Consider the following 19,720-nt stretch of genomic DNA (forward strand, 5'->3'; position numbering starts at 1 on the left):
AATCAGACTACGGCGAGACGCGAGGCGGGGTACGGGTATTCGAACGTCGTAATGCAGTCTGCGACGCATTATCGGTAGCATACCGAACCATGCGGCGCGACAGGAGGCACGTGGCCTGCCCGGCCTCGGTAGCCTTTGGTGAACATCTCAGTCGTCGACACCTGCGACGACGCGCGCGTCCCTTTCGGCTCCATCTGCCAGTACGGCTAACGCTTCCTGATAAGCCTCACTCTGAAACGTGGCAAGCGCCAGTTCGAAGCTCGGGAATTCGACTACGACGGTCCGTTCCTTGAGACCCGCCTGGAACGCAACGACCTCGCCGCCTCGCACCAGAAATTTTCCGCCGGCCGCTTTCACCACCTCTGTCGCGAGGACGCCGTACGCCGCGAGCTTGCTTGTGTCGTGGACCGCCCGATACGCTGCCACCCAATATCCCTTTGCCATTTCGCTTCCTCCGTTGAAAAATACCTGTCTATAGTAACGCCGTTAACATCAATATCAATGAGGGTTATTCCTGACCTCAAAAGTGGATGCAAGGAATTAGATAACGGTGTTAACATGAGGCCATGCGATGACTCAATGCCAACTTTTTCGCGGAGAACCTCATGCCGTACGCGACTATCAATCCTGCTACCGGCGAACTGCTCGCCACATATGACGATATATCTGACCAGTTGCTCGAAGCGAAGCTCGCTGCAGCGCATCACGCGTTTGAAACCGACTGGCGCCGGCGTCCGGTCAGCGATCGGGCACGCATTGTGTCGCGCGCCGCGGCGCTGTTGCGGGAAAAGGCTGTCGAATACGCCGGCTACCTGACGCTGGAAATGGGCAAACGCAGCGGTGAGGCGCTCAGGGAAGTCGAATCGGCGGCCAGCATCCTCGACTACTACGCGAAGCACGCAAACACCTATCTCCAGCCCCGCCCGCTCGCGCAAGCGCCCGGCGCGGCGGTGCACATCGAGCCGATTGGCGTGCTGCTCGGCATCGAGCCGTGGAATTTGCCGTACTACCAGATTGCGCGAGTGGCCGGGCCCCAACTCATGGTGGGTAACGTCCTCCTGCTCAAGCACGCAGATAACGTGCCGCAATCGGCATTGGCCTTCGCGCGACTGTTCGAGGAAGCGGGTGCGCCCCAAGGCGTCTATACGAATCTGTTCATCTCGATCGAGCAGGCCGGGCGCGTCATCGACGACCCGCGCGTGCAGGGTGTGACGCTAACGGGCAGCGAGCGCGCGGGCTCCGCCGTCGCCGAGCGGGCCGGCCGCAATCTGAAGAAAGTCGTGCTGGAGTTGGGCGGCAGCGATCCGTTCGTCGTACTCGAGGATGCTCCGCTCGACTGGGCAATCCAGAGCGCGATCGCGGGCCGCATGACCAATGCAGGTCAGCTATGCGTCGCTTCCAAGCGCATCATCGTGGTCGGCAAGGCACGCGGCGACGCATTCCTCGAAGGCTTCGCGCAGCGGATGGCAGCGCTTGAAACCGGCGATCCGGCCGATCCGGCGACCGCCGTCGCGCCAGTCGCGTCCGAGCGCGCGCTGAATCTGCTGCTTGAGCAGATCGATCGCGCGACTTCACACGGCGCGCGCATCGTGTGTGGCGGCAAGCGCGTCGAGCGCCCGGGCTTTTACCTGGAACCAACTGTTCTTACCGACATCACCCCGCAAAACCCGGTCTTCACCGAAGAACTGTTCGGCCCGGTCGCCGCTTTCCACGTCGTCGAGGACGAAGCCGCCGCCATTGTGCTCGCCAATGGCACGCCCTACGGTCTCGGCGCGTCGGTGTTCACCGCCGATACCGAACGCGGCGAGCGGGTCGCCGCACAGATCGACAGCGGTATGGTGATTGTTAATCAGCCGTTCGCCACGGCGGCGGAACTGCCGTTCGGTGGCGTCAAACGTTCAGGTTTTGGCCGGGAGCTTTCTCAACTGGGCTTCGACGAATTCGTCAACAAGAAGCTGATCCGGGTTGCCCCAGTCGGGGCGCCGCCGTTCGGCCCTGCACGGGCCGCCTGAACGGGCGCCTGGTGTGCTCCCCTGGCGAAGCGCGCGATCGTGGCGCCTCGTTCTTCTTTCCCTTTGATCGAACACTATGATGAACAAGACGATTATCAGTTGCGCGCTCACTGGAAGCGACGATACCCCGCGGCTGAACCCTGCAGTGCCCGTGACTCCCGAGCAAATTGCCAATGAGGCCATTGCAGCATGTGAAGCCGGCGCGAGCATCGCTCACATTCATGTTCGCGACCCCAGGACTGGCGCTCCAAGCACTGAGCTGTCGCTCTACGGAGAAGTCGTTTCTCGTATCCGCGATAGCGGGTGCCCGATCCTGATCAATCTGACGACGGGCCCGGGTGCGCGTTTCGTTCCCAGCGACGAAGACCCGAACCGGGGAAGTGAGCTGAGTACGATGACGACGCCTAAGGCACGTGTCCAGCATGTGCTCGAGTTGCGTCCGGAAATCTGCACTCTGGACATCGCGACCATGAACTTCGGCAATCGCGCATTCGTCAACGTGCCCGACCATCTCATCAAAATGGCAACCTTGATCGAGCAGGCAGGTGTGAAGCCGGAAATCGAGGTATTCGATCTCGGGCACGTGCGCCTCGCGCGCCACCTGATCGAAACGCAGGGGATTCTGCAGGCTCCCATGTTCCAGTTGTGTCTCGGTGTGCCATGGGGCGCGGCCGCCGACACCGAGAGCCTTCTTCAGATGAAGCGCTATCTGCCCGAGAACGCCAGTTGGTCGGCGTTCGGTATCTCTCGCGCGCAATTTCCGATCGTGGCGCAAAGTGTGATTCTTGGCGGCCATGTGCGCGTCGGCCTCGAAGACAACCTTTATCTTGCCAAAGGCGAACTGGCGCCAGGCAATGCAGCACTGGTTAAACGTGCGGTCAGTATCGTCAGAAGCATCGGCGCGGATGTGGCAACGCCTGACGAGGCTCGCAGCATACTCGGCCTTCCCCGTCGCCGATAGAACGGGTTGAGAGCGTGTTACAGGAAGATTAATGGTTCTAACCGGTAGTCTGTCCCTGGGCTACCGATACCGCCGCCTCACTCATGTCGAGTTCATCCCTTTCTCGCAGGAGACTTAGATGTTCTGACATGAGAAACGCGGCATCTATTGATGCATGGAGACAAAAATGCCTTTGTGGAATATTTATCATCCGGTCGGCGCCTATACGGCAGAGGACAAGCAGGAGATGGCGAGCCGGATCGCCGACATTTACATCATTCCTCGCTTCTACGTAGGCGTGCTGTTCCACGAACAGCCGAAAGATTCCTTCTTCATGGGAGGTGTGTCGCGAGACGACTTTGTCAGAATCAGATTAGACCAGTTCGCCAGACACATTTCGAAGGACGTGGAGTGGACAGCGTCCTGGCTGCGCAAGGCGAACGCTGCGATTGCACCATTTGTCCAGGATCGAGGCTACCACTACGAGTTGCATGTCGGCGAAACGCCGCGAGAACTGTGGTTGATCGACGGCATTCGACCACCTCGGCCTGATACGGAAGCTGAGAAGAAATGGAAGCTTGAAGACCGGGCGTCGCCATATGATCCGAGTGAAGGCTGAATAGGTCAGTTTGGTTTGAAGCTGTGTCGGGCGGGCGGGCGTCGCGCGCGCGGTGGCACGATTGACACCGTATCTCGAAGGAGAACTACATGAAGGCCCTGATCATCGAACGCAATGGCGAGCCGTCAGAGGTAGTCCACTGGCGTGATTTGCCCGAGCCCACGCCCGGGCCAGGCGAAGTCCGTGTGAGGATGCTGCTGGCGCCCGTGCACCCGTCCGACTTGCACGTCATCCGTGGGCGATTCGCCCGTCAGCGTCAGCCTGAACTGCCTGCCTCGCCCGGACAGGACGGCGTCGGAATCATCGATGCCGTGGGCAGCGACGTGCCGCGCGCGCGGGTCGGGGAGCGCGTCGTGTTGCTGGATGTGCCCGGAACCTGGAGAGAGCAAGTCATCAGTCCGGCTGCCCGCGCCATACCTGTACCGGCGGCGATCTCCGACGAGGACGCCGCACAGGCCCTGATCAATCCGATGACCGCGTGGGCAATGACGATGTCGGAGCACCAGCTTGGACGCGGCGACTGGCTTGTCCAGAGCGCGGCCGGCTCAACGGTTGGTCGCCTCGTGCTGCAGATCGCGAAAGCGGAGGGGTTCCGCACCATCAATCTCGTACGCCGTGAGGAGCAGGTCGCCGAGATCCAGGATCTGGGCGGTGACGTCGTGCTATGCACCGCGGACGAAAGCTGGCCCGAGCGGCTGAACGAGGCCACCGGCGGCAATGGCATCGTGAGCGCGATCGATTGCGTCGCGGGCCGCACCGGCGCCACGCTGGCGCGTCAGCTGGCCCCGAACGGACGCCTGCTCGTCTACGGAGCCTTGTCGTCGCACCGTCAGACCGACCCGGCGGCCTTCGAGATGCCGATTTTCGCCCCGGCGCTTATCTACTCGAGTGCCGAGGTGCGCGGCTGGCTCATCTTCTCGTGGCTCGCACGCAAGGGGGTCAGTGAAGGCAGCGCGGCGCTGTGCGGTCTGCTCGATCGCATGGCCGCGGGCAGCCTGAAGCCGCCGGCAGCGCGGCGTTACCACGTCGATCGCGCACTCGAAGCCTTCGCGGCCGCGGAGCGCGCCGCACACGACGCCAAACCGCTGCTGGCGTTCGCGGAGCGCTGAGCATCGCCTGTGTCACCGTCGCAAGCGGCATACGCCGCTCGGCGGCCACGACTGGCGGAAAAATTCCTATCGGACAGAGGCGTGTTGCAGCGGTGCATTCGATGTGCGAAACGACGAGCATATGGCGGCCGACCGCCGCATCTAGCGCGTATGCTCCGACAAGCATCGCAGTGAAACAGTAGCCTGCAATTAAAGAAAACCGTAACACTCACGCTCCTGGGAGGTCGGCATGCTTTCTTTCATTGGTACGGTGATTGTTGGGCTCGTCGTCGGATTGATTGCGCGGGCGCTGAAGCCCGGAGACGACAGCATGGGCCTCGTGATGACCATCATCCTCGGCATTGCCGGCTCGCTGATTGCGGGCTATGCCGGGCGTGCGCTGGGCTGGTATCAACCAGGCCAGGCGGCGGGCTGGATCGCGTCGGTAATTGGCGCGATCGTCCTGCTGATCATTTACGGATTGGTGCGCCGGCGGAGTTAATCTGCGCGCGGTGACGCGCCTACGGCGGCAATTGAAAAGCGGCGCACTCGCATGAATGTGGACCCGGAACGTTAGCCGGCTCAGAGATATTCGCCACCCGATTGAAGTTCGTCGGCATTCCGTTCTGGGACCGACACGCGAGGTTCGCGTGACCTTCTCGGCTGGACTGAACGTGGCGCATACTGCCGATCGCTATCTTGCGCGAATCGGGCGAAGCATGCCGTTTGCTTAGGGCAGCAGCCGGCCATCTACGGCCGTTGGCCAGCGCGACAATTCGTCCGCCTGAAGGCATCATTGATGCTTATCAACGGACACTCGAGTGCCGCGTTCTGCGGTCGCCTGATCGGCCTTCGAAGCTGTTGATGTTCGTTAATTCCGCATGTCCAGAGCTTGTGCTAGCGAACGAAATCCCGCAGCCCGCTGCCGATCGGGCTTGAAGGATAAATATCCGGTTTTGCCGCCGTTGCGTCTCAGCAAAGTGCAACGGCTGGATGTCCATTGATTTTGCTAATGCGTTTCAAGAACACCGCAGCCAACTAACGCCGTGCTACCGGCGACCAACGGTACTGTCCGAAAATGACAGGCAGTTGTCTGAACGTGAACAAGACAACCTCGCGATTACAGCGTCATCATGCTCTATGCGAACTCACGCGGATGCGCTGAGCGCACGTCGACGTGCCCGAGATAACCGAGCCGCGGCAACCGCCCCGAATTCGCACGGAAAGCGCGGCAACCGCTGCATGACCAAAGCGGGGTGCACATCGTCGACGCTTTGCCGCTGACCGCTTCAGAGAAGGTCCATAAACCTCCGCTGTGTATCGATGCAACGCACCGACTTCTTGGGCAACGTTGGCGCCAATCGCACCCGGTCCTCTGATCGAAATCGAGCGAAGGAACGGGGGAAATGCGGCCTCGAAGTTGTCGTCACGATGTTTGACACCATCATGTAAAAGTTCGACGCCGTGCAAGAAGTTCACTTTTGAATCCACCATGCGGCGCGCGGACGCCTGCGTGCAACGCGCGTGGTAACGCTTGCGACAACGCCTTCCTTATCAACGAAGCAAGATTAAATTCGAGCCTTTTTGGAGACACCATGCTCATTACCCAGTATTTCTCTAGAGACCTGTTCAAAGGCAAAACCGCTTTTATCACCGGTGGCGGCAGTGGGATAAATCTCGGTGTAGCAAAGAACTTCGCCGCGCTCGGGGCCAACATTGCCATCTGCGGGCGTACTCAGGAGAAGCTCGATGCGTCGGCTGCGGATTTGCGGGCGCTCGGCACCCAGGTCTGCGCGGTCCGTGCAGACGTGCGCGACAGTGCCGCACTCGAAGCGGCGTTCGAAAAGGCCAGCGCAGAGCTTGGCCCAATGGACGTTCTGGTTTGCGGTGCGGCCGGCAACTTTCTCGCGCCTGCCGAAAAGCTCTCTGCCAATGGATTCAAGACAGTGGTCGACATCGACCTGCTTGGATCTTTCAACGCCACTCGCAGTGCGTTCGAACAACTCAAGGAAACCAAAGGGACGATCCTCTACATCTCGGCCGGCATGGCGTACATGCCGCATGCTTTCCAGGTGCACGTGGGCGCTGCCAAGGCTGGCATCGACATGATGATGAAGAACATCGCTCTGGAATGGGGGCGATTTGGCATCCGTGCCAACAGCATTGTGCCAGGGCCCATCGAGGGCACGGAGGGGTTGAAGCGCTTGTCCGATCCAGCGCAAAAGGCAAAGCTGATTGACGCCGTACCGTTGCGCCGCACGGGAACGGTGGACGACATCGGTCAGGCCGCAGCGTTTCTCGCTTCGCCATTGGCCTCATACATTACGGGCTGCGTGGTGGTTTGCGATGGTGGACAGAATCTGCTCGGGTCGGCGCTGTTCAACTCGGGGGCCGAACAAATGCTGCGCGCCCAGCAAGGATGAAACCCGTCAGGGTCGACGTCGACAAGCTCGGCCGCGGTTGCAGATCGCGGCCGTTACAGGATATGGAATGTTGACGCTGACGTTCTCCGACCGACCTCAGTTTGGAGACGTCATCCAGTGCATATCGCGCGACGGGTACGAAAGTACGGCCTCGGGCCCTGCGAAGCGGGCGTCTGCCACACACCACCCAATCACCCTCGCGTAGCCAGATAGCCAGTCGGGCTGATGCCCTTGTAACGGCGAAACCCCCGGCTAAAGTTAGCCACGTCATTGAAACCCAACCGGGAAGCAATCTGCGAAACATTCAATTCGCCTGCTTCCAGTAGATCGCATGCGCGCTCGAAGCGCACGCGTTGGGAGATATCGCGAAAGCTCGAACCCTCTTTGGCCAGATATCGGTTGATCGTTCGCGTCGTCACATTCAAGGAGCGCGCTATGTCTTCTAGCGTGAGTTGCAGATTTTCGCTCTCACGCAACATCATCGTAATGAAATTGGCCCACTCGTTGATCTGGTTCCGCTTGGCACCCAATGCCTGGCACTGGGCTTCCGTGCGCCGCACCACCGACTCATCCGCCATAGACAAGGGCTTGTCCACCAGGCTGAGTGCGATCTTGACGGTCACACCCGGCACCCGGCGCTCACCGAAATGAAAGCGTGCCGGCGCGCTACCGAGATAACGGGGCACATGCGGAGGCGATTCCATCGAAAGATAGATGTCGTACCCCTCGTTGTCGGCTCCCAACGTCATCTGAGCCTGGACGTGGAAGGACACGGCAATCGCTTCGAGAAAAAATTGCAGCGTTCGCTGATGCATCATCGCGCACGGGGTGAAGGTGACTTCCGCAGACTTGCTACGCCGTTCATAGCGCATCTTGAAGATCGGAACGATGAGGTGGTAGTACCGCACACAGAGGCGCAGCACCTGGTCGAGGGTCTGGCTGCTGACAAGCGCGTACCCGAGCGGGCCGTGGGAATTGAGCCGAACCTGTCGGCCTACTTCGAACCCCAGATCTCCTCGCCCTGTCATTCTGGACACCACATCGACGAGTGATTCAAGTTGGGCGATCGGCAAGGAACCATCGGGATCTTCGAGCGCCGCGACGTCAATTTTGGCGTTCGTCAGCAGGCTCCTGTAGTCGGGTGTATGCGCCCGCAATAGTTGTCCGAGCACCGCGTAGTAGCGGCTGGGAACACGTTGCACGAGCTTGCCCACAATCTGTCTCCCTATCCTTATATCGAAAACCCTGCCTGTCTGGAAATGACAATCGAGTGTCCGATTCTGATAGTGCTGTCTCGACTACTCACACGTGATCATAGGGTCACGCGAGCACTGCGGGCATCGTACGAGTAATGGTGCCCCGCATGGTAGCGCTGATAACCCTGATCTGGAGACACCAAATGTTCTATGAAAAAGTTGCGACTGAGTGCATCGATGACGCGTCGATTCCGTGGGTGCCGTTCGCGCCTTACTCGGCTGACGTGCTGCTGAAGTACTTCAAGCTCGATCCTACACGCGGCGAAACCATCACACTGCTCAAAGCGCCTGCTGGCACGGAAATGCCGAAGCACCATCACACGGGCACGGTGATCGTCTACACGTTGAAGGGGCGCTGGAAATATGCCGAACATGACTGGGTCGCGGGCCAGGGCAGCGTCGTGTTTGAAACCGCTGGTTCCAGTCACACGCCGGTGTCGCTCCCAGGTGAGGAGATCATCACGTTCAACATTGTCCAGGGCGACCTGATCTATCTGAACGACGACAATCAGGTGATCGCAATGGAGAACTGGAAAACCGCGTTCGATCGATACCTGGCGTATTGCGAGGCGAATGATCTGGTGCCTAAGGATCTGACGGCATTCGGTGGCTGACTACGCACCGATCGGTGCGCTATGACCGGGAGTCATAGCGCGGCGATCGGCGTCGCTCAATAGCACACATGGAGTGCACGTGAAGATTAGTAGCCTTAGGAACAAGCGCGTGCTTGTCACAGGTGCCGCATCGGGTATCGGCTATGCAACAGCGCTGGCATTCGCACGACGAGGCGCGCATCTGTTCATAACGGACATCGACGAGCAACGACTGGTCGAGGCGCGTAAGAAGATCGATGAACTTGGTGTTCCGTGTTTTGCCCAGGTGGCCGACGTTTCGAAGCAGCCGAGCATGCAGGCCTTCGCCGATCATGTCCATGACGAGGGCGGCGCCATCGACATCCTCGTCAACAACGCGGGCATCGGATATCTGGGGCCGTTCATCGGTAGCCCGATCGAATCGTGGCATCGCACTCTCGCCGTTAACGTGATGGGCGTGGTGCACGGCTGCCATTACTTCTTACCCGGGATGATCGAGGCTGGCGGTTGCCGGCGCGTCGTCAACGTTGCATCGCTGGCTGCGATTGCGCCGGCGCCCAACATGAGCGCCTACGCCGCGACGAAATCCGCCGTGCTGGGATTTTCGGATGTGCTCTCGATGGAACTGAAGCTTGCCGGAACCTCGGTTGGCGTAACCACGATATGTCCGGGCGTTATCAATACCGATATCGCGCACTCGCGCGCCAACGTTTCAGCCGCCGTCAGCGACGCGCAGTTCGCGAAGCTCCAGTCCTACTACCGTAAGAACGGGGCAACTGCGGATCTCGTCGCGGAGGCGATCGTCGACGCAGTCCTGAATGGGAAGGCAATCGTTCTTGTGGGGCCGTTCGCGCGCCTGATGTACCACACGAAGCGCCTGTCGCGGCGCCTGGTAGAGAAACTGATGCTCGCAGAGGCAAAGAAGCTGGGTTACTCGTAACGGCCATCGTTCGTTGCTCACACGAACCGGATACCGCAAAGCGTCGTCGAGCCGGTTGGGACAAGAACCTGGAAGCAGGTTGCTTGCGACCGTCTGTCGCGAGCTGCCGCCTGCGCTCACGTCTCACTTCTCACGTCGTAAAGATGGATCGGGGTAGTTGTGGATCGACTTAAGTAATATAAAAAGTGGAGATAAAAATGAAGTTGAAGTTGAAGTGGTGCACCGCGGCCGCGCTGGCTGCATTCGGCAGTTCGGTCTATGCGCAGTCTTCGGTGACGCTATATGGTGTGCTCGATTCGGGTCTGTTATATCAGAGCACTTCCGCCGCATCGTTCAGTCCGACTGCAAAGAACCTCGGGAAAGTGTATCGGTACAAGGACGGTGGCATCTATGCAAGCTTCTGGGGGTTGAAGGGCATTGAGGACATCGGCGGCGGTTACGCCGTCAATTTCAAGGTGCAGGGATCGTTCGACAGCGGCACCGGCAAGTTTGGTCTGTCGGATACGGCGGGCGCCGTGGCAATCTTCAATCAGGTCGCGACAGTCGGATTATCCGGTCCGTTCGGTTCGGTCAATGTCGGCCGCCAGTACGCACCCATGGCCTATGCGATGGTGGACACCGACGTGCGCGGAGCCCGCTACTTCGGCAGCATCCTGACCGCCTGGATCGGCATGAACACGGCAGCGGGCTGGCCCGGCACCAGCACCAACGGTCCGATCGGCGCACTGTACGACAGCAACGCGATCGTCTACCAGTCACCGACCTTCGGCGGCGTAAGTGGCGCGCTCGAATATGCGCCAGGCGGCGTGGCCGGCAGCTTCCAGGGCGGCACGCGCGAATCGGCGGTCCTGAAGTACTCGAACTACGGCCTGAAGCTGTCAGCGGTGTATTACAACGGTCACGACACGAATCCCGGTCCGACGACCGTCCCGAGCGGCTTGAACAACAACCGTTTCTGGTATCTGGGAGCGCTCTACACGATCAAGGGCTTCTCCGTTTCAGCGTCCTACAGTAACGGCAAGAATCCCGCGCACTCGAATCTGGTCGACCTCGACCTGTATTCGTTCGGCCTCGGGTATCGCTTCGCGCCGGACTTCCAGGTCACCAGCGGAGTCTACTACTTGCATGACCGGAACAATTCCGCCAACAAGTCCACTGAGGTCGCCGCCGGAGCCGAGTACAGCCTTTCCAAAACCACACTGGTCTTTACGCAGGTGGGCTACGTGAACAACAGAGGCAATGCGACTACGGCCATCAGCTATGGCGCGCCCGTGGCGCCGGGCATGGGCACAACCGCTGTCAACATCGGCATTCGTCATAACTTCTAAGCGGTCCATGGACCGGCTCGCGCAGCGCCACATGTGAGCCGGTCCATTAGTGGACGACAATGCCCCGCACCACTCGATACCATGGTCAAGAACCTTACTATCCGCACCTGGCTGAGCGTCACGATTGTCAGTTACACACTGGTTCTGGTTGCCTTAACGCTGATCGCGGCCTTTGGCATTCATCGCCGCGACGTCGAGCTTGAAGAGATGTATAGCAAGGATACGGTCGTGCTGATCGATCTTAAAAGCAGCGCCGTGGATCTGTTGCAGGCACGGCTCGCGCTCAGCGAGGCGGAAACGCGTGAGCGTCTCGGCGACGATGCCTCGGCTGCACTGGCGGAGGCTCGCAAGTTGCTCGCTCAAAGCCAGGCACTGTTGACGACGGTTCTGGCGCGACAACCGATGGCAGACGCCGAGCAGGCCCTGTCGGATGCACTGCGGCACAAACATGAGTCGCTCGTGACCGACGCCCTTGCGAAGAAGGCTGCTGCGCTCGAGCATCATGATCTTGAGGCATTTCATGCGATTCAGGAGCAGGCGGTGGACGCCCTGTACGCAGACTATCGATCCGCGAGTGAGGTGCTTGAGTCATACCATCTCGAACGCGAGCGCGGCCGTTACGAAATGTCCACTAAACGATTCCAGTTGGGGCTATCGATACTTGTCCTCGTCGACGTGGGGGTTGTCCTGCTGGGCCTCTTCGCCCGTTTCGCACTCGCTGCCGCAATCGTGCGGCCGGTCGACACCACCATCCAGCACTTCGAAAGGATCGCGGCCGGAGACCTTACCAGTCGGATTGTGAACGGGAGCCGCAACGAGATGGGAAGGCTCGCCGCCGCGCTTCGCCGCATGCAGGACGGCCTGGTCGACACGATAGGACAGGTGAACAGCAGCGCCGGCGCGATCGGTCACGGAGTCCGGGAGATCGCGGCTGGCAATAATGACTTGTCGGCGCGCACGGAGCAGCAGGCCGCTTCACTCGAAGAGACTGCCGCGAGCATGCAGCAATTGACAGCGACAGTCCGGCAGAACACCGAGAGTGCAAGAACAGCAAGCGTGCTCGCGGGCAATGCATCCGAGGTTGCCGCAAGAGGCGGACAGGTAGTGGATCAGGTCGTCGAGATGATGGGTGGTATATCGGCGAGCTCCCGCCAGATTGCCGAGATCATAGTGATGATCGAGAGCATCGCTTTCCAGACCAACATTCTCGCTTTGAACGCCTCCGTCGAAGCCGCCCGGGCCGGCGAGGAAGGACGCGGCTTCGCGGTGGTGGCGGGCGAAGTGAGAAATCTTGCACAGCGCTCCGCGGCAGCCGCGCGGGAAATCAAGGATCTGATCGGCGGTGCGGTGGCCAAGGTGGAGAGCGGCAGCGAACTAGTCGCCCAGGCGGGTAGCACGATGAATGACGTCGTCCTCGCCGTGAAGCATGTGACAGACATCATGAACGAAATCCGCGTGGCGTCGGATCAACAATCGGCAGGCATCGAGGAAGCCAATCTCGCGATTGCGCAAATGGATGTGGTGACGCAGCAGAACGCAGCGCTTGTCGAGCAGGCCGCGGCGGCCGCCGCGTCTCTCGAGGAACAGGCGGCTCGACTCGAAGAAGCGGTCGCGGCGTTTCGGGTTCGCGATGCAGTGGAGGCGTGTTGATCCTCCACGCCGGCCACAAGCTATACCCGGCGAAGCGATCTATAGGCACACACAAAGATACACGGTAAGGAGATAAGTTTATGGAACTGTTGGGCCAAATGATGTACGCGCCGATGCTTTTGTCATCGATCCTCGAACAGGCCGCACGCCATTCCGCCAATGTGGAAATCGTGTCGCGGCGGGTTGAGGGAGACGTCCACCGCTATACCTATCGCGACTGTCACGCACGCTCCATGCAGCTTGCGAAGGCGCTCACATCGCGCGGCATCGAAATGGGTGAACGTATCGGCACGCTGGCCTGGAATGGCTATCGGCACATGGAGCTGTATTACGGTGTGAGCGGTATCGGCGCGGTATGCCATACGATCAATCCGCGGCTTTTCCCCGAGCAGATTGCCTACATCATCAATCATGCGCGCGACCGCTTTGTCTTTTTCGACTCGTCGTTCACTGCTCTCGTCGAACAGATCGCCCCCCAGTGTCCGCATGTCGAGACGTGGTTCATGCTGTGCGATGAAGGCGCACTGCCGTCCGCGTTCTCCGCGCCGCTCGAAAGCTACGAGACGCTGATCGCCGGGCACACCGGGCGCTTCGCCTGGCCCCAGTTCGATGAACAGCGGGCTGCGCTGCTTTGCTATACATCCGGCACGACCGGCGATCCGAAGGGCGTTCTGTATTCGCATCGATCGAGTACGTTGATGGCGTATGCGTCGGCGCTGCCCGACACACTCGCGCTGTCCGCTTCGGAAACCGTTGCCCCGATCGTGCCGATGTTCCATGTGAACGCGTGGGGCCTGCCATTCTCGGCAACGCTCGTCGGCGCCAAGCTCGTGCTGCCGGGTGCGAAGCTCGACGGCGAGTCGCTCTGCACGTTGTTCGAGCAGGAAGGCGTGACGATGTCCGCCGGCGTGCCCACCGTGTGGCTGGGCCTGGTCGACTACATGCGGCGTACCGGCAGGAGCAGCAAGACATTCCGCCGTGCGATCGTGGGCGGTGCGGCGTGTCCGCCGCATCTCGCAGCGTCGCTGCAGGAGATTGGCGTGAAGGCGGTGCATGCGTGGGGCATGACCGAGCTGTCGCCGCTCGGCACGGTGTGGTCGGCATCGCATGGCTATTCAGGCAAGTGTGCCGACGAGCAGAGACGCATCGATATCAAGCAGGGCCGTGCGGTGCCGGGTGTGGATCTGAAGATCGTCGGCCCGGCCGGGGCCGAACTGCCGTGGGACGGCAAGTCAGCGGGCGAACTGATGGTGCGTGGTCACTGGGTGGTGGACCGCTATTTCGGCACTGAAAACCCGGCGCTCGACGGCGGCTGGTTTCCGACCGGCGATGTCGCGACAATCGATGCCGACGGCTACATGCACATCACCGATCGAAGCAAGGACATGATCAAGTCCGGCGGCGAATGGATTTCGTCGATCGAACTCGAGAACATTGCAATGTCGCACCCCGCGATCGAGAAGGCGGCATGCATTGCCTGCACACACCCGAAGTGGGATGAACGACCGCTTCTGGTTGCGGTGGTCCGCGAGGGCAGCGCGGTGAGTGCGCAGCAGGTGTTGGACTTTTATGCGGGCAAGGCGGCGAAGTGGAGCATCCCCGACGATGTCGTTTTCGTTGCCGACCTGCCGCTCACGGGCACGGGGAAGGTGCAAAAGCTGATGCTGCGGGAGCGTTTCAGCCGTCACTTCGTCGACGCTCCCAGTCGCACCGTTTGAAACGTGCGGGCACGATGGGCAACGGTATTGCCGGGACAGTCGCCGTCGCAGGACTCAAGGCGATCATGAAAAACGTCCGCGAAACTGCGCTGAGGACGGGCATGCGAACTCGACCAGAATTCCGGCCTGTCCGGAAATGATAAATCGATGTCCGAATCTGACCGAGACGGCATCCGGGATGCAGCCGCATCATCCTCCTATGCAGTGGCCATCGCCCCTTTCTTGCACTCGCAAACATGGGTCGGCGTACGGTCGCGAACCGATTGAATGTCCCAATACGGCGACGCAGGCAGGCCGCCCGTATGGGAATGTCCAGGGAGAGGAGTCAGAGGATGTCACCTATCACGCCGACCAGGATCGAGCACCACGTCACCGCACAAGGCACGCTGCCGGATCGTCGATCCGCGCTCGCGTTGCTGGAGCGAAGCATCGATTACGGACATCGGCACGTCGCAGTGATTCGCTTCGCGATGGCGGTCTCGATTGGTGCAGAAGTAACCGTCGAGCATTGCAAGTATTGCGAAGAAGTGGCAGCCAGGGCAGACGATCCAGCATTGCATGCATTACTGGCGACGGCCATGCACGCTGTATCGCTGCAACCTTTATAGGGACAGGGACTCGATTCGACGCTTCGTGGTTACGCCCGGAGCGAGCGCAAGGGAGGAGAGCGACCGCCCGAGATGCATGAGAGCTCGCATGACGCCCATCCAGACTGGTGAGCGACGCCGCGAGCGCACAGGAATTTAATTGGAGGAGACGAATGAAAAGCTCGACGATTTATACGAGCGGTTTGCTGTCAGTCGGAATGCTGACAGCCTGTTCTGCGACCAGTACACCGGAAGTGCTGCCGTTCCCACCCACGCCGTCTGCCAGCACGGTGGGCAAGACACTGGCCGACTCGAAAAACGTGTGGCGCCAGCCGCAATCACATCTGTCGCCTGACGCCCCGAACGTCCTGATCATCATGCTTGACGATGCAGGGTTCGCGCAGTCCGATACCGTTGGCGGGGAGATCCATACGCCCACGCTCACGCGCATCGCGCAGACCGGCATCACCTACAACGCCTTCCACACCACGGCGATCAGCTCGGCGACGCGTGCGTCGCTGCTCACCGGTCGCAATCATCATCGCGTCGGCTTCGGTCAGATCGCCGAACTGTCCGCCGATTTCGACGGTTATGTCGGCGTCCTGCCGAAAACCTCCGCGACCGTCGCCGAAGTGCTGAAGGACTACGGATACAGCACCGTTGCGTTGGGGAAGTGGCACAACACGCCGCCTTCGGAAACTACCGCAATGGGGCCGTTCGATCATTGGCCGACAGCCTATGGCTTTCAGCATTTCTACGGCTTTATCAGCGGCGAATCGGATCAGTACAAGCCGCGCCTCTTCAGCGACACCACACCGGTCGAGCCGCCGAACGACCCGAAATACAACCTGACCGAGGACCTGGCAAATCAGGGCGTCAACTGGCTGCGCGAACGTCAGGCTTATGCGCCCAACAAACCGTTCATGATGTACTGGGCTCCGGGCGCGGTTCATGGGCCGCATCAGGTCGCGAAGGAATGGGCGGACAAGTACAAGGGTAAATTCGACAGCGGTTGGGACGCCTATCGCGAACGTGTTTTTGAGCGTCAGAAGGCGATGGGCTGGATTCCGAAGGACACAAAACTCACCCCGCGCCCGGCCGAGATGGCCGCGTGGGACAGCCTGAGTCCGGAGGAAAAGAAATTCCAGGCGCGCCTGATGGAAGTCTACGCGGGGTTCCTCGAACAGGCGGACACCCAGGCGGGCAGACTCGTGGACGAACTCGAGCGCCAGGGCATCCGCGACAATACGCTGATCTTCTATGTGTTCTCGGATAACGGCGCGTCGTCCGAGGGCATGCAGGGCACGATCAGCGAACTGCTGGCGCAGAACGGCATCCCCGTTCCGCCGCAGCAGCAGATGAAGGCGCTCAATACGATGTACGGCGGCCTCGATGCGCTTGGCGGCCCGAAGGTGCACAACATGTACAACGCTGCCTGGGCCTGGGCGGGGTCGAGCCCGTTTGTCGGTACGAAACTGGTGGCCGGTTATTTTGGCGGCACGCGCGTACCGCTCGCGGTCTCATGGCCGCGCAAGATCAAACCGGACGGCATCGTACGTACCCAGTTCGAGCATGTCAACGACATCGCGCCGACCATTTACGACGCGGCGGGCATCGAGCCGCCGAGCGAGGTCAACGGCGTCAGGCAAGACCCGATAGACGGCATCAGCATGGCGTACACCTTTGCCGACGCCCACGCGCCGGGCAGAAAGGGCGCGCAGTACTTCGAGATGATGGGTAGCCGCGCCGAGTATTCGGACGGCTGGGTCGCATCGGTGTTCGGTCCTCGCAAGCCGTGGCAGGCTGGACTGGCAGGCTTGCAGAACTGGGATCCGAACAAGGATCAGTGGGCGCTCTATAACGTGAACGCCGACTACTCGCAATCAACCGATCTGTCCGCGCAATACCCGGAGAAACTCGAAGCGCTCAAGCGGCAGTTCGACAAGGACGCAACAGCCAACAAGGTTTATCCGGTGGGCGGAGGACTCTACGCAATACTGCACCTCGGCGAGCAGCATGGCGGAACGCGCGCCGACTGGCACTTCGCCGGGTCAATCAGCCGGCTGCCCGAGTTCGCGGCGCCGAATATCCGGTCGCGACACAACGCGGTCACCGTCGACGCCGAGCTTCCCGCTCATGCCAACGGGGTGCTGTTTGCACTCGGCGGCATGTCCGGCGGCATTACGCTGTACATGCAGGATGGTTATCTGGTCTATGAATACAACGGGCTGGCGATTCAACGGACCCGAGTCCGCCTGAGCGAGCCGCTCCAGGCTGGCCATCATGTCATCGAGGTCGAACTGAATCCGACCGCGCGCAAGCCGGCTTCGCCGGCAACGGTCACCATCCGGGTCGATGGCACGGAGGCGGCGCGCGGAACCGTACCGTTCACAGTGCCACTTGCGTTCACTTCCGACGAAACGTTCGATGTCGGCCGGGACCTCGGATCGCCGGTGTCGACCGAGTATTTCGACCGCGCGCCATTCGCGTTCGACGGCCGGATCAGCGATGTGCACGTGCGCTATCTGCCCTGAACCTGACGGGCCGGTGGCGCACCGCCGGCCCGTATAGTGGCGTCATCGCTTGCGATGGCACCATGGAGAATTTCGATGTCAGACACGTCCGCATCATCGCAAGGCATACACCTGATGGCGAAGCCCATTGGACCGCTGTGCAATCTCGATTGCTCCTACTGCTTCTATCTGGAGAAAGAGGCGTTCTACCCGGACCGTCACCGCTTTCGCATGTCCGACGAGGTGCTACGCGCCTACGTCAAGGGCTATATCGCGGCACAGGCGACGCCGGAAGTCGAATTCACGTGGCAAGGCGGTGAGCCGCTGCTGATGGGGCTTGAATTCTTCGAGCGCGCCGTGACATTGCAGCGCGAATACGCCGGCGACAAGGTGATACGCAACACGTTGCAGACAAACGGAACGCTCCTCGACGAAACGTGGTGCGAATTCCTGCGCCGCGAACGTTTTTCGGTCGGACTGAGCCTTGACGGCCCTCGTGAAGTGCACGATCTCTATCGACCCGACAAGCAGGGGCGCTCCAGCTTTGACGATGTCATGCGCGGGCTGCACCTGCTGCAGCGCTTCGACATCCCGGTCAACATCCTGGTGACCGTCGCACGAGATACCGCAAAGCACCCGCTTGAGATCTATCGCTTTCTGGTTGCGCAAGGCGTGCGGTACATCCAGTTCAACCCCGTGGTCGAGCGCGCCGCGCCGCAAGGCGAGAGCCGGATCGGTCTGCATTTCGCGCGACCGGCCAAACTATCGCCGGGTGCACGCAAGGCCGACGACGTTAGCGCGGTGACACCCCATAGCGTCGAACCGGGCGCCTACGGCGATTTCCTGAACGCGATATTCGATCAATGGGTTCGTAACGACGTGGGCCGCGTGCACGTGATGAACTTCGAATGGGCACTTGCGGCCTGGTGCCAGATGCCCGCCACGGTATGCCTGTTCTCGGCTCGCTGCGGCAAGGCTGCAATCGTCGAGCATGATGGGAATGTCTACTCGTGCGATCACTTTATGTACCCGGAATATCGACTTGGTAACGTACGCGAGGATGATCCGTCCTCACTCATCGCGTCCGACGCGCAGATCGCATTCGGCGCGGCAAAGGAGACATCCCTGCCGGACTATTGCGTGCGCTGCCCGTACCGGTTTGCGTGCCACGGCGAGTGTCCCAAGAATCGCTTCGTCATCTCGCCGGATGGCGAGGCTGGACTTAACTATCTCTGCCCGGGCTACAAGCGTTACTTCTCCCACATCACCCCGGCGATGAACGCGATGGCACAGTTGCTAAGCCAGGGCCTGCCTGCGCAGACCATCATGGAAGCGTACAAGCGGCCGCTGATGATCAAGCTGCCTGCGAAACAGGTGTCCCCACGCGGTGGGGAATGATGCGTCGTCACAAGGAATGACGCGGCCGTGTCCGCAAACGGACTGTCGGGTAGGGATGGAGCGGCAACTTATGACGGCCCGACAGCTTCGCCAGCATCCATCCCATCGACATTCACCGTTTTCACGACCCCGGGTCAGCGGACCATCTTCACAGGCGGCGGCGACCATGTGCCGTCGAGAATCGACGGCGGTGGGGTCTGCCTCGGCCAGTACATCCGCGATCTTCTCATTCGCGACCTTGACCACATCCGCCAGAGCCGCCTGGTCTGCTGCGGACAGCTTGCTCATGTCAAAAGGCTTGCCCGGTACGATGCCGATCCTGGCCATGTCCTTGAGGATCGGACTATCCTGCGGCAGCATCGGTGGATTCTGAACCATCGACTTCGTCATCGCGCTGAAGTAGGTTTGCAGATCCACGGCGGAAATGATGTTGCGGACCTTTTCCTTGACGCTTGGCGCGTTCGGATTCAACGTGCCCTCGGGGGCGGCATATAGACCGTGCCGTAGGCACTCAGCGGCACGAGCCTGAATTCCTTCTGCGCTGCGTTCACCTCGGCATAGTCGGCGTCGGTACCGTCGGCATAGTGCCAGCCAAATTTGGGGAAGCGGAGAAGCAGCCCCAAACCCACCGCTCCACCGATTTTCAGCCGAACCT

Annotated in this window: 18 protein-coding genes and 1 pseudogene; 15 read left to right on the top strand and 4 right to left on the bottom strand. The window is 60.6% G+C overall.

Features of this window, described 5'->3' with window-relative positions:
* Positions 1–147 precede the first annotated feature (147 nt).
* Positions 148–444 (bottom strand): DUF1330 domain-containing protein, encoded by a 297-nt coding sequence (locus tag PQR27_RS34565; protein ID WP_408528027.1) that lies wholly within the window; start codon positions 442–444, stop codon positions 148–150.
* A gap of 161 nt (positions 445–605) precedes the next feature.
* Between PQR27_RS34565 and PQR27_RS34570 the strand changes: the two genes are divergently transcribed.
* The 6 genes from PQR27_RS34570 (at position 606) to PQR27_RS34595 (ending at position 7,082) form a co-directional block, all read left to right on the top strand.
* Entirely contained in the window at positions 606–2,012 is a 1,407-nt protein-coding gene (locus PQR27_RS34570) for an NAD-dependent succinate-semialdehyde dehydrogenase (RefSeq protein WP_408528028.1), read from the top strand.
* Between the two features lie 76 nt (positions 2,013–2,088).
* Positions 2,089–2,973, top strand: a complete 885-nt coding sequence (locus tag PQR27_RS34575; RefSeq protein WP_408528029.1) for a beta-keto acid cleavage family enzyme — start codon at positions 2,089–2,091, stop codon at positions 2,971–2,973.
* A gap of 166 nt (positions 2,974–3,139) precedes the next feature.
* Positions 3,140–3,571, top strand: coding sequence for a tautomerase family protein (locus PQR27_RS34580; RefSeq protein WP_408528030.1), 432 nt, complete (start codon positions 3,140–3,142; stop codon positions 3,569–3,571).
* Between the two features lie 89 nt (positions 3,572–3,660).
* Entirely contained in the window at positions 3,661–4,680 is a 1,020-nt protein-coding gene (locus PQR27_RS34585; protein WP_408528031.1) for a zinc-dependent alcohol dehydrogenase family protein, read from the top strand.
* Between the two features lie 229 nt (positions 4,681–4,909).
* Positions 4,910–5,161 carry a GlsB/YeaQ/YmgE family stress response membrane protein gene (locus PQR27_RS34590; protein ID WP_408528032.1) on the top strand — a complete coding sequence of 84 codons (252 nt, stop codon included), beginning with the start codon at positions 4,910–4,912 and terminating at the stop codon, positions 5,159–5,161.
* 1,093 nt (positions 5,162–6,254) lie between these two features.
* A complete protein-coding gene (locus tag PQR27_RS34595; RefSeq protein WP_408528033.1) occupies positions 6,255–7,082 on the top strand; it encodes an SDR family oxidoreductase in 828 nt (275 codons plus the stop codon).
* A 191-nt stretch (positions 7,083–7,273) separates the two neighbouring features.
* Here the strand turns inward: PQR27_RS34595 and PQR27_RS34600 are convergent, their stop codons facing one another.
* Positions 7,274–8,296 carry a helix-turn-helix domain-containing protein gene (locus PQR27_RS34600; RefSeq protein ID WP_408528034.1) on the bottom strand — a complete coding sequence of 341 codons (1,023 nt, stop codon included), beginning with the start codon at positions 8,294–8,296 and terminating at the stop codon, positions 7,274–7,276.
* 185 nt (positions 8,297–8,481) lie between these two features.
* On the opposite strand from PQR27_RS34600, the gene PQR27_RS34605 reads away from it, so the two are divergent.
* The 9 genes and pseudogenes from PQR27_RS34605 (at position 8,482) to PQR27_RS34645 (ending at position 19,065) form a co-directional block, all read left to right on the top strand.
* Entirely contained in the window at positions 8,482–8,952 is a 471-nt protein-coding gene (locus PQR27_RS34605) for a 2,4'-dihydroxyacetophenone dioxygenase family protein (RefSeq protein WP_408528035.1), read from the top strand.
* Between the two features lie 109 nt (positions 8,953–9,061).
* A complete protein-coding gene (locus PQR27_RS34610; RefSeq protein ID WP_408528036.1) occupies positions 9,062–9,871 on the top strand; it encodes an SDR family NAD(P)-dependent oxidoreductase in 810 nt (269 codons plus the stop codon).
* Between the two features lie 197 nt (positions 9,872–10,068).
* Positions 10,069–11,199, top strand: coding sequence for a porin (locus PQR27_RS34615; protein WP_408528037.1), 1,131 nt, complete (start codon positions 10,069–10,071; stop codon positions 11,197–11,199).
* 81 nt (positions 11,200–11,280) lie between these two features.
* Positions 11,281–12,849, top strand: coding sequence for a methyl-accepting chemotaxis protein (locus PQR27_RS34620; protein WP_408528038.1), 1,569 nt, complete (start codon positions 11,281–11,283; stop codon positions 12,847–12,849).
* Between the two features lie 80 nt (positions 12,850–12,929).
* Positions 12,930–14,567 carry a 3-(methylthio)propionyl-CoA ligase gene (locus PQR27_RS34625; RefSeq protein ID WP_408528039.1) on the top strand — a complete coding sequence of 546 codons (1,638 nt, stop codon included), beginning with the start codon at positions 12,930–12,932 and terminating at the stop codon, positions 14,565–14,567.
* Positions 14,568–14,581: 14 nt separating this feature from the next.
* Positions 14,582–14,677 (top strand): annotated as a pseudogene (locus PQR27_RS34630) (3-hydroxybutyryl-CoA dehydrogenase); the annotation flags it as partial.
* Positions 14,678–14,899: 222 nt separating this feature from the next.
* On the top strand, positions 14,900–15,175 hold the full coding sequence (locus PQR27_RS34635; RefSeq protein ID WP_408528040.1) for a hypothetical protein: 276 nt from the start codon (positions 14,900–14,902) through the stop codon (positions 15,173–15,175).
* A 152-nt stretch (positions 15,176–15,327) separates the two neighbouring features.
* Complete coding sequence (locus tag PQR27_RS34640) at positions 15,328–17,688, top strand: sulfatase-like hydrolase/transferase (protein WP_408528041.1); 2,361 nt, start codon at positions 15,328–15,330, stop codon at positions 17,686–17,688.
* Between the two features lie 75 nt (positions 17,689–17,763).
* Positions 17,764–19,065, top strand: coding sequence for an anaerobic sulfatase maturase (locus tag PQR27_RS34645; protein ID WP_408528042.1), 1,302 nt, complete (start codon positions 17,764–17,766; stop codon positions 19,063–19,065).
* On the opposite strand, the gene PQR27_RS34650 is transcribed toward PQR27_RS34645, so the two are convergent.
* A complete protein-coding gene (locus tag PQR27_RS34650; protein ID WP_408528043.1) occupies positions 18,964–19,536 on the bottom strand; it encodes a hypothetical protein in 573 nt (190 codons plus the stop codon). The two genes, PQR27_RS34645 and PQR27_RS34650, sit on opposite strands and share 102 nt — an antisense overlap.
* Entirely contained in the window at positions 19,533–19,688 is a 156-nt protein-coding gene (locus tag PQR27_RS34655) for a hypothetical protein (protein ID WP_408528044.1), read from the bottom strand. The genes PQR27_RS34650 and PQR27_RS34655 overlap by 4 nt, the downstream gene beginning before the upstream one ends.
* Positions 19,689–19,720 lie beyond the last annotated feature (32 nt).

Origin of the sequence: Paraburkholderia fungorum, from assembly GCF_046027215.1 — a bacterium.
In the GTDB taxonomy this organism is placed as follows: Bacteria; Pseudomonadota; Gammaproteobacteria; order Burkholderiales; family Burkholderiaceae; genus Paraburkholderia; species Paraburkholderia fungorum_D.

Excerpts from the sequence above, each read along its gene's own strand:
- PQR27_RS34565 (WP_408528027.1), bottom strand. The coding sequence starts at position 444 with ATGGCAAAGGGATATTGGGTGGCAGCGTATCGGGCGGTCCACGACACA.
- PQR27_RS34595 (WP_408528033.1), top strand. The coding sequence starts at position 6,255 with ATGCTCATTACCCAGTATTTCTCTAGAGACCTGTTCAAAGGCAAAACC.
- PQR27_RS34590 (WP_408528032.1), top strand. The coding sequence starts at position 4,910 with ATGCTTTCTTTCATTGGTACGGTGATTGTTGGGCTCGTCGTCGGATTG.
- PQR27_RS34580 (WP_408528030.1), top strand. The coding sequence starts at position 3,140 with ATGCCTTTGTGGAATATTTATCATCCGGTCGGCGCCTATACGGCAGAG.
- PQR27_RS34605 (WP_408528035.1), top strand. The coding sequence starts at position 8,482 with ATGTTCTATGAAAAAGTTGCGACTGAGTGCATCGATGACGCGTCGATT.
- PQR27_RS34615 (WP_408528037.1), top strand. The coding sequence starts at position 10,069 with ATGAAGTTGAAGTTGAAGTGGTGCACCGCGGCCGCGCTGGCTGCATTC.
- PQR27_RS34570 (WP_408528028.1), top strand. The coding sequence starts at position 606 with ATGCCGTACGCGACTATCAATCCTGCTACCGGCGAACTGCTCGCCACA.
- PQR27_RS34635 (WP_408528040.1), top strand. The coding sequence starts at position 14,900 with ATGTCACCTATCACGCCGACCAGGATCGAGCACCACGTCACCGCACAA.
- PQR27_RS34620 (WP_408528038.1), top strand. The coding sequence starts at position 11,281 with ATGGTCAAGAACCTTACTATCCGCACCTGGCTGAGCGTCACGATTGTC.
- PQR27_RS34645 (WP_408528042.1), top strand. The coding sequence starts at position 17,764 with ATGTCAGACACGTCCGCATCATCGCAAGGCATACACCTGATGGCGAAG.
- PQR27_RS34585 (WP_408528031.1), top strand. The coding sequence starts at position 3,661 with ATGAAGGCCCTGATCATCGAACGCAATGGCGAGCCGTCAGAGGTAGTC.
- PQR27_RS34640 (WP_408528041.1), top strand. The coding sequence starts at position 15,328 with ATGAAAAGCTCGACGATTTATACGAGCGGTTTGCTGTCAGTCGGAATG.
- PQR27_RS34625 (WP_408528039.1), top strand. The coding sequence starts at position 12,930 with ATGGAACTGTTGGGCCAAATGATGTACGCGCCGATGCTTTTGTCATCG.
- PQR27_RS34575 (WP_408528029.1), top strand. The coding sequence starts at position 2,089 with ATGATGAACAAGACGATTATCAGTTGCGCGCTCACTGGAAGCGACGAT.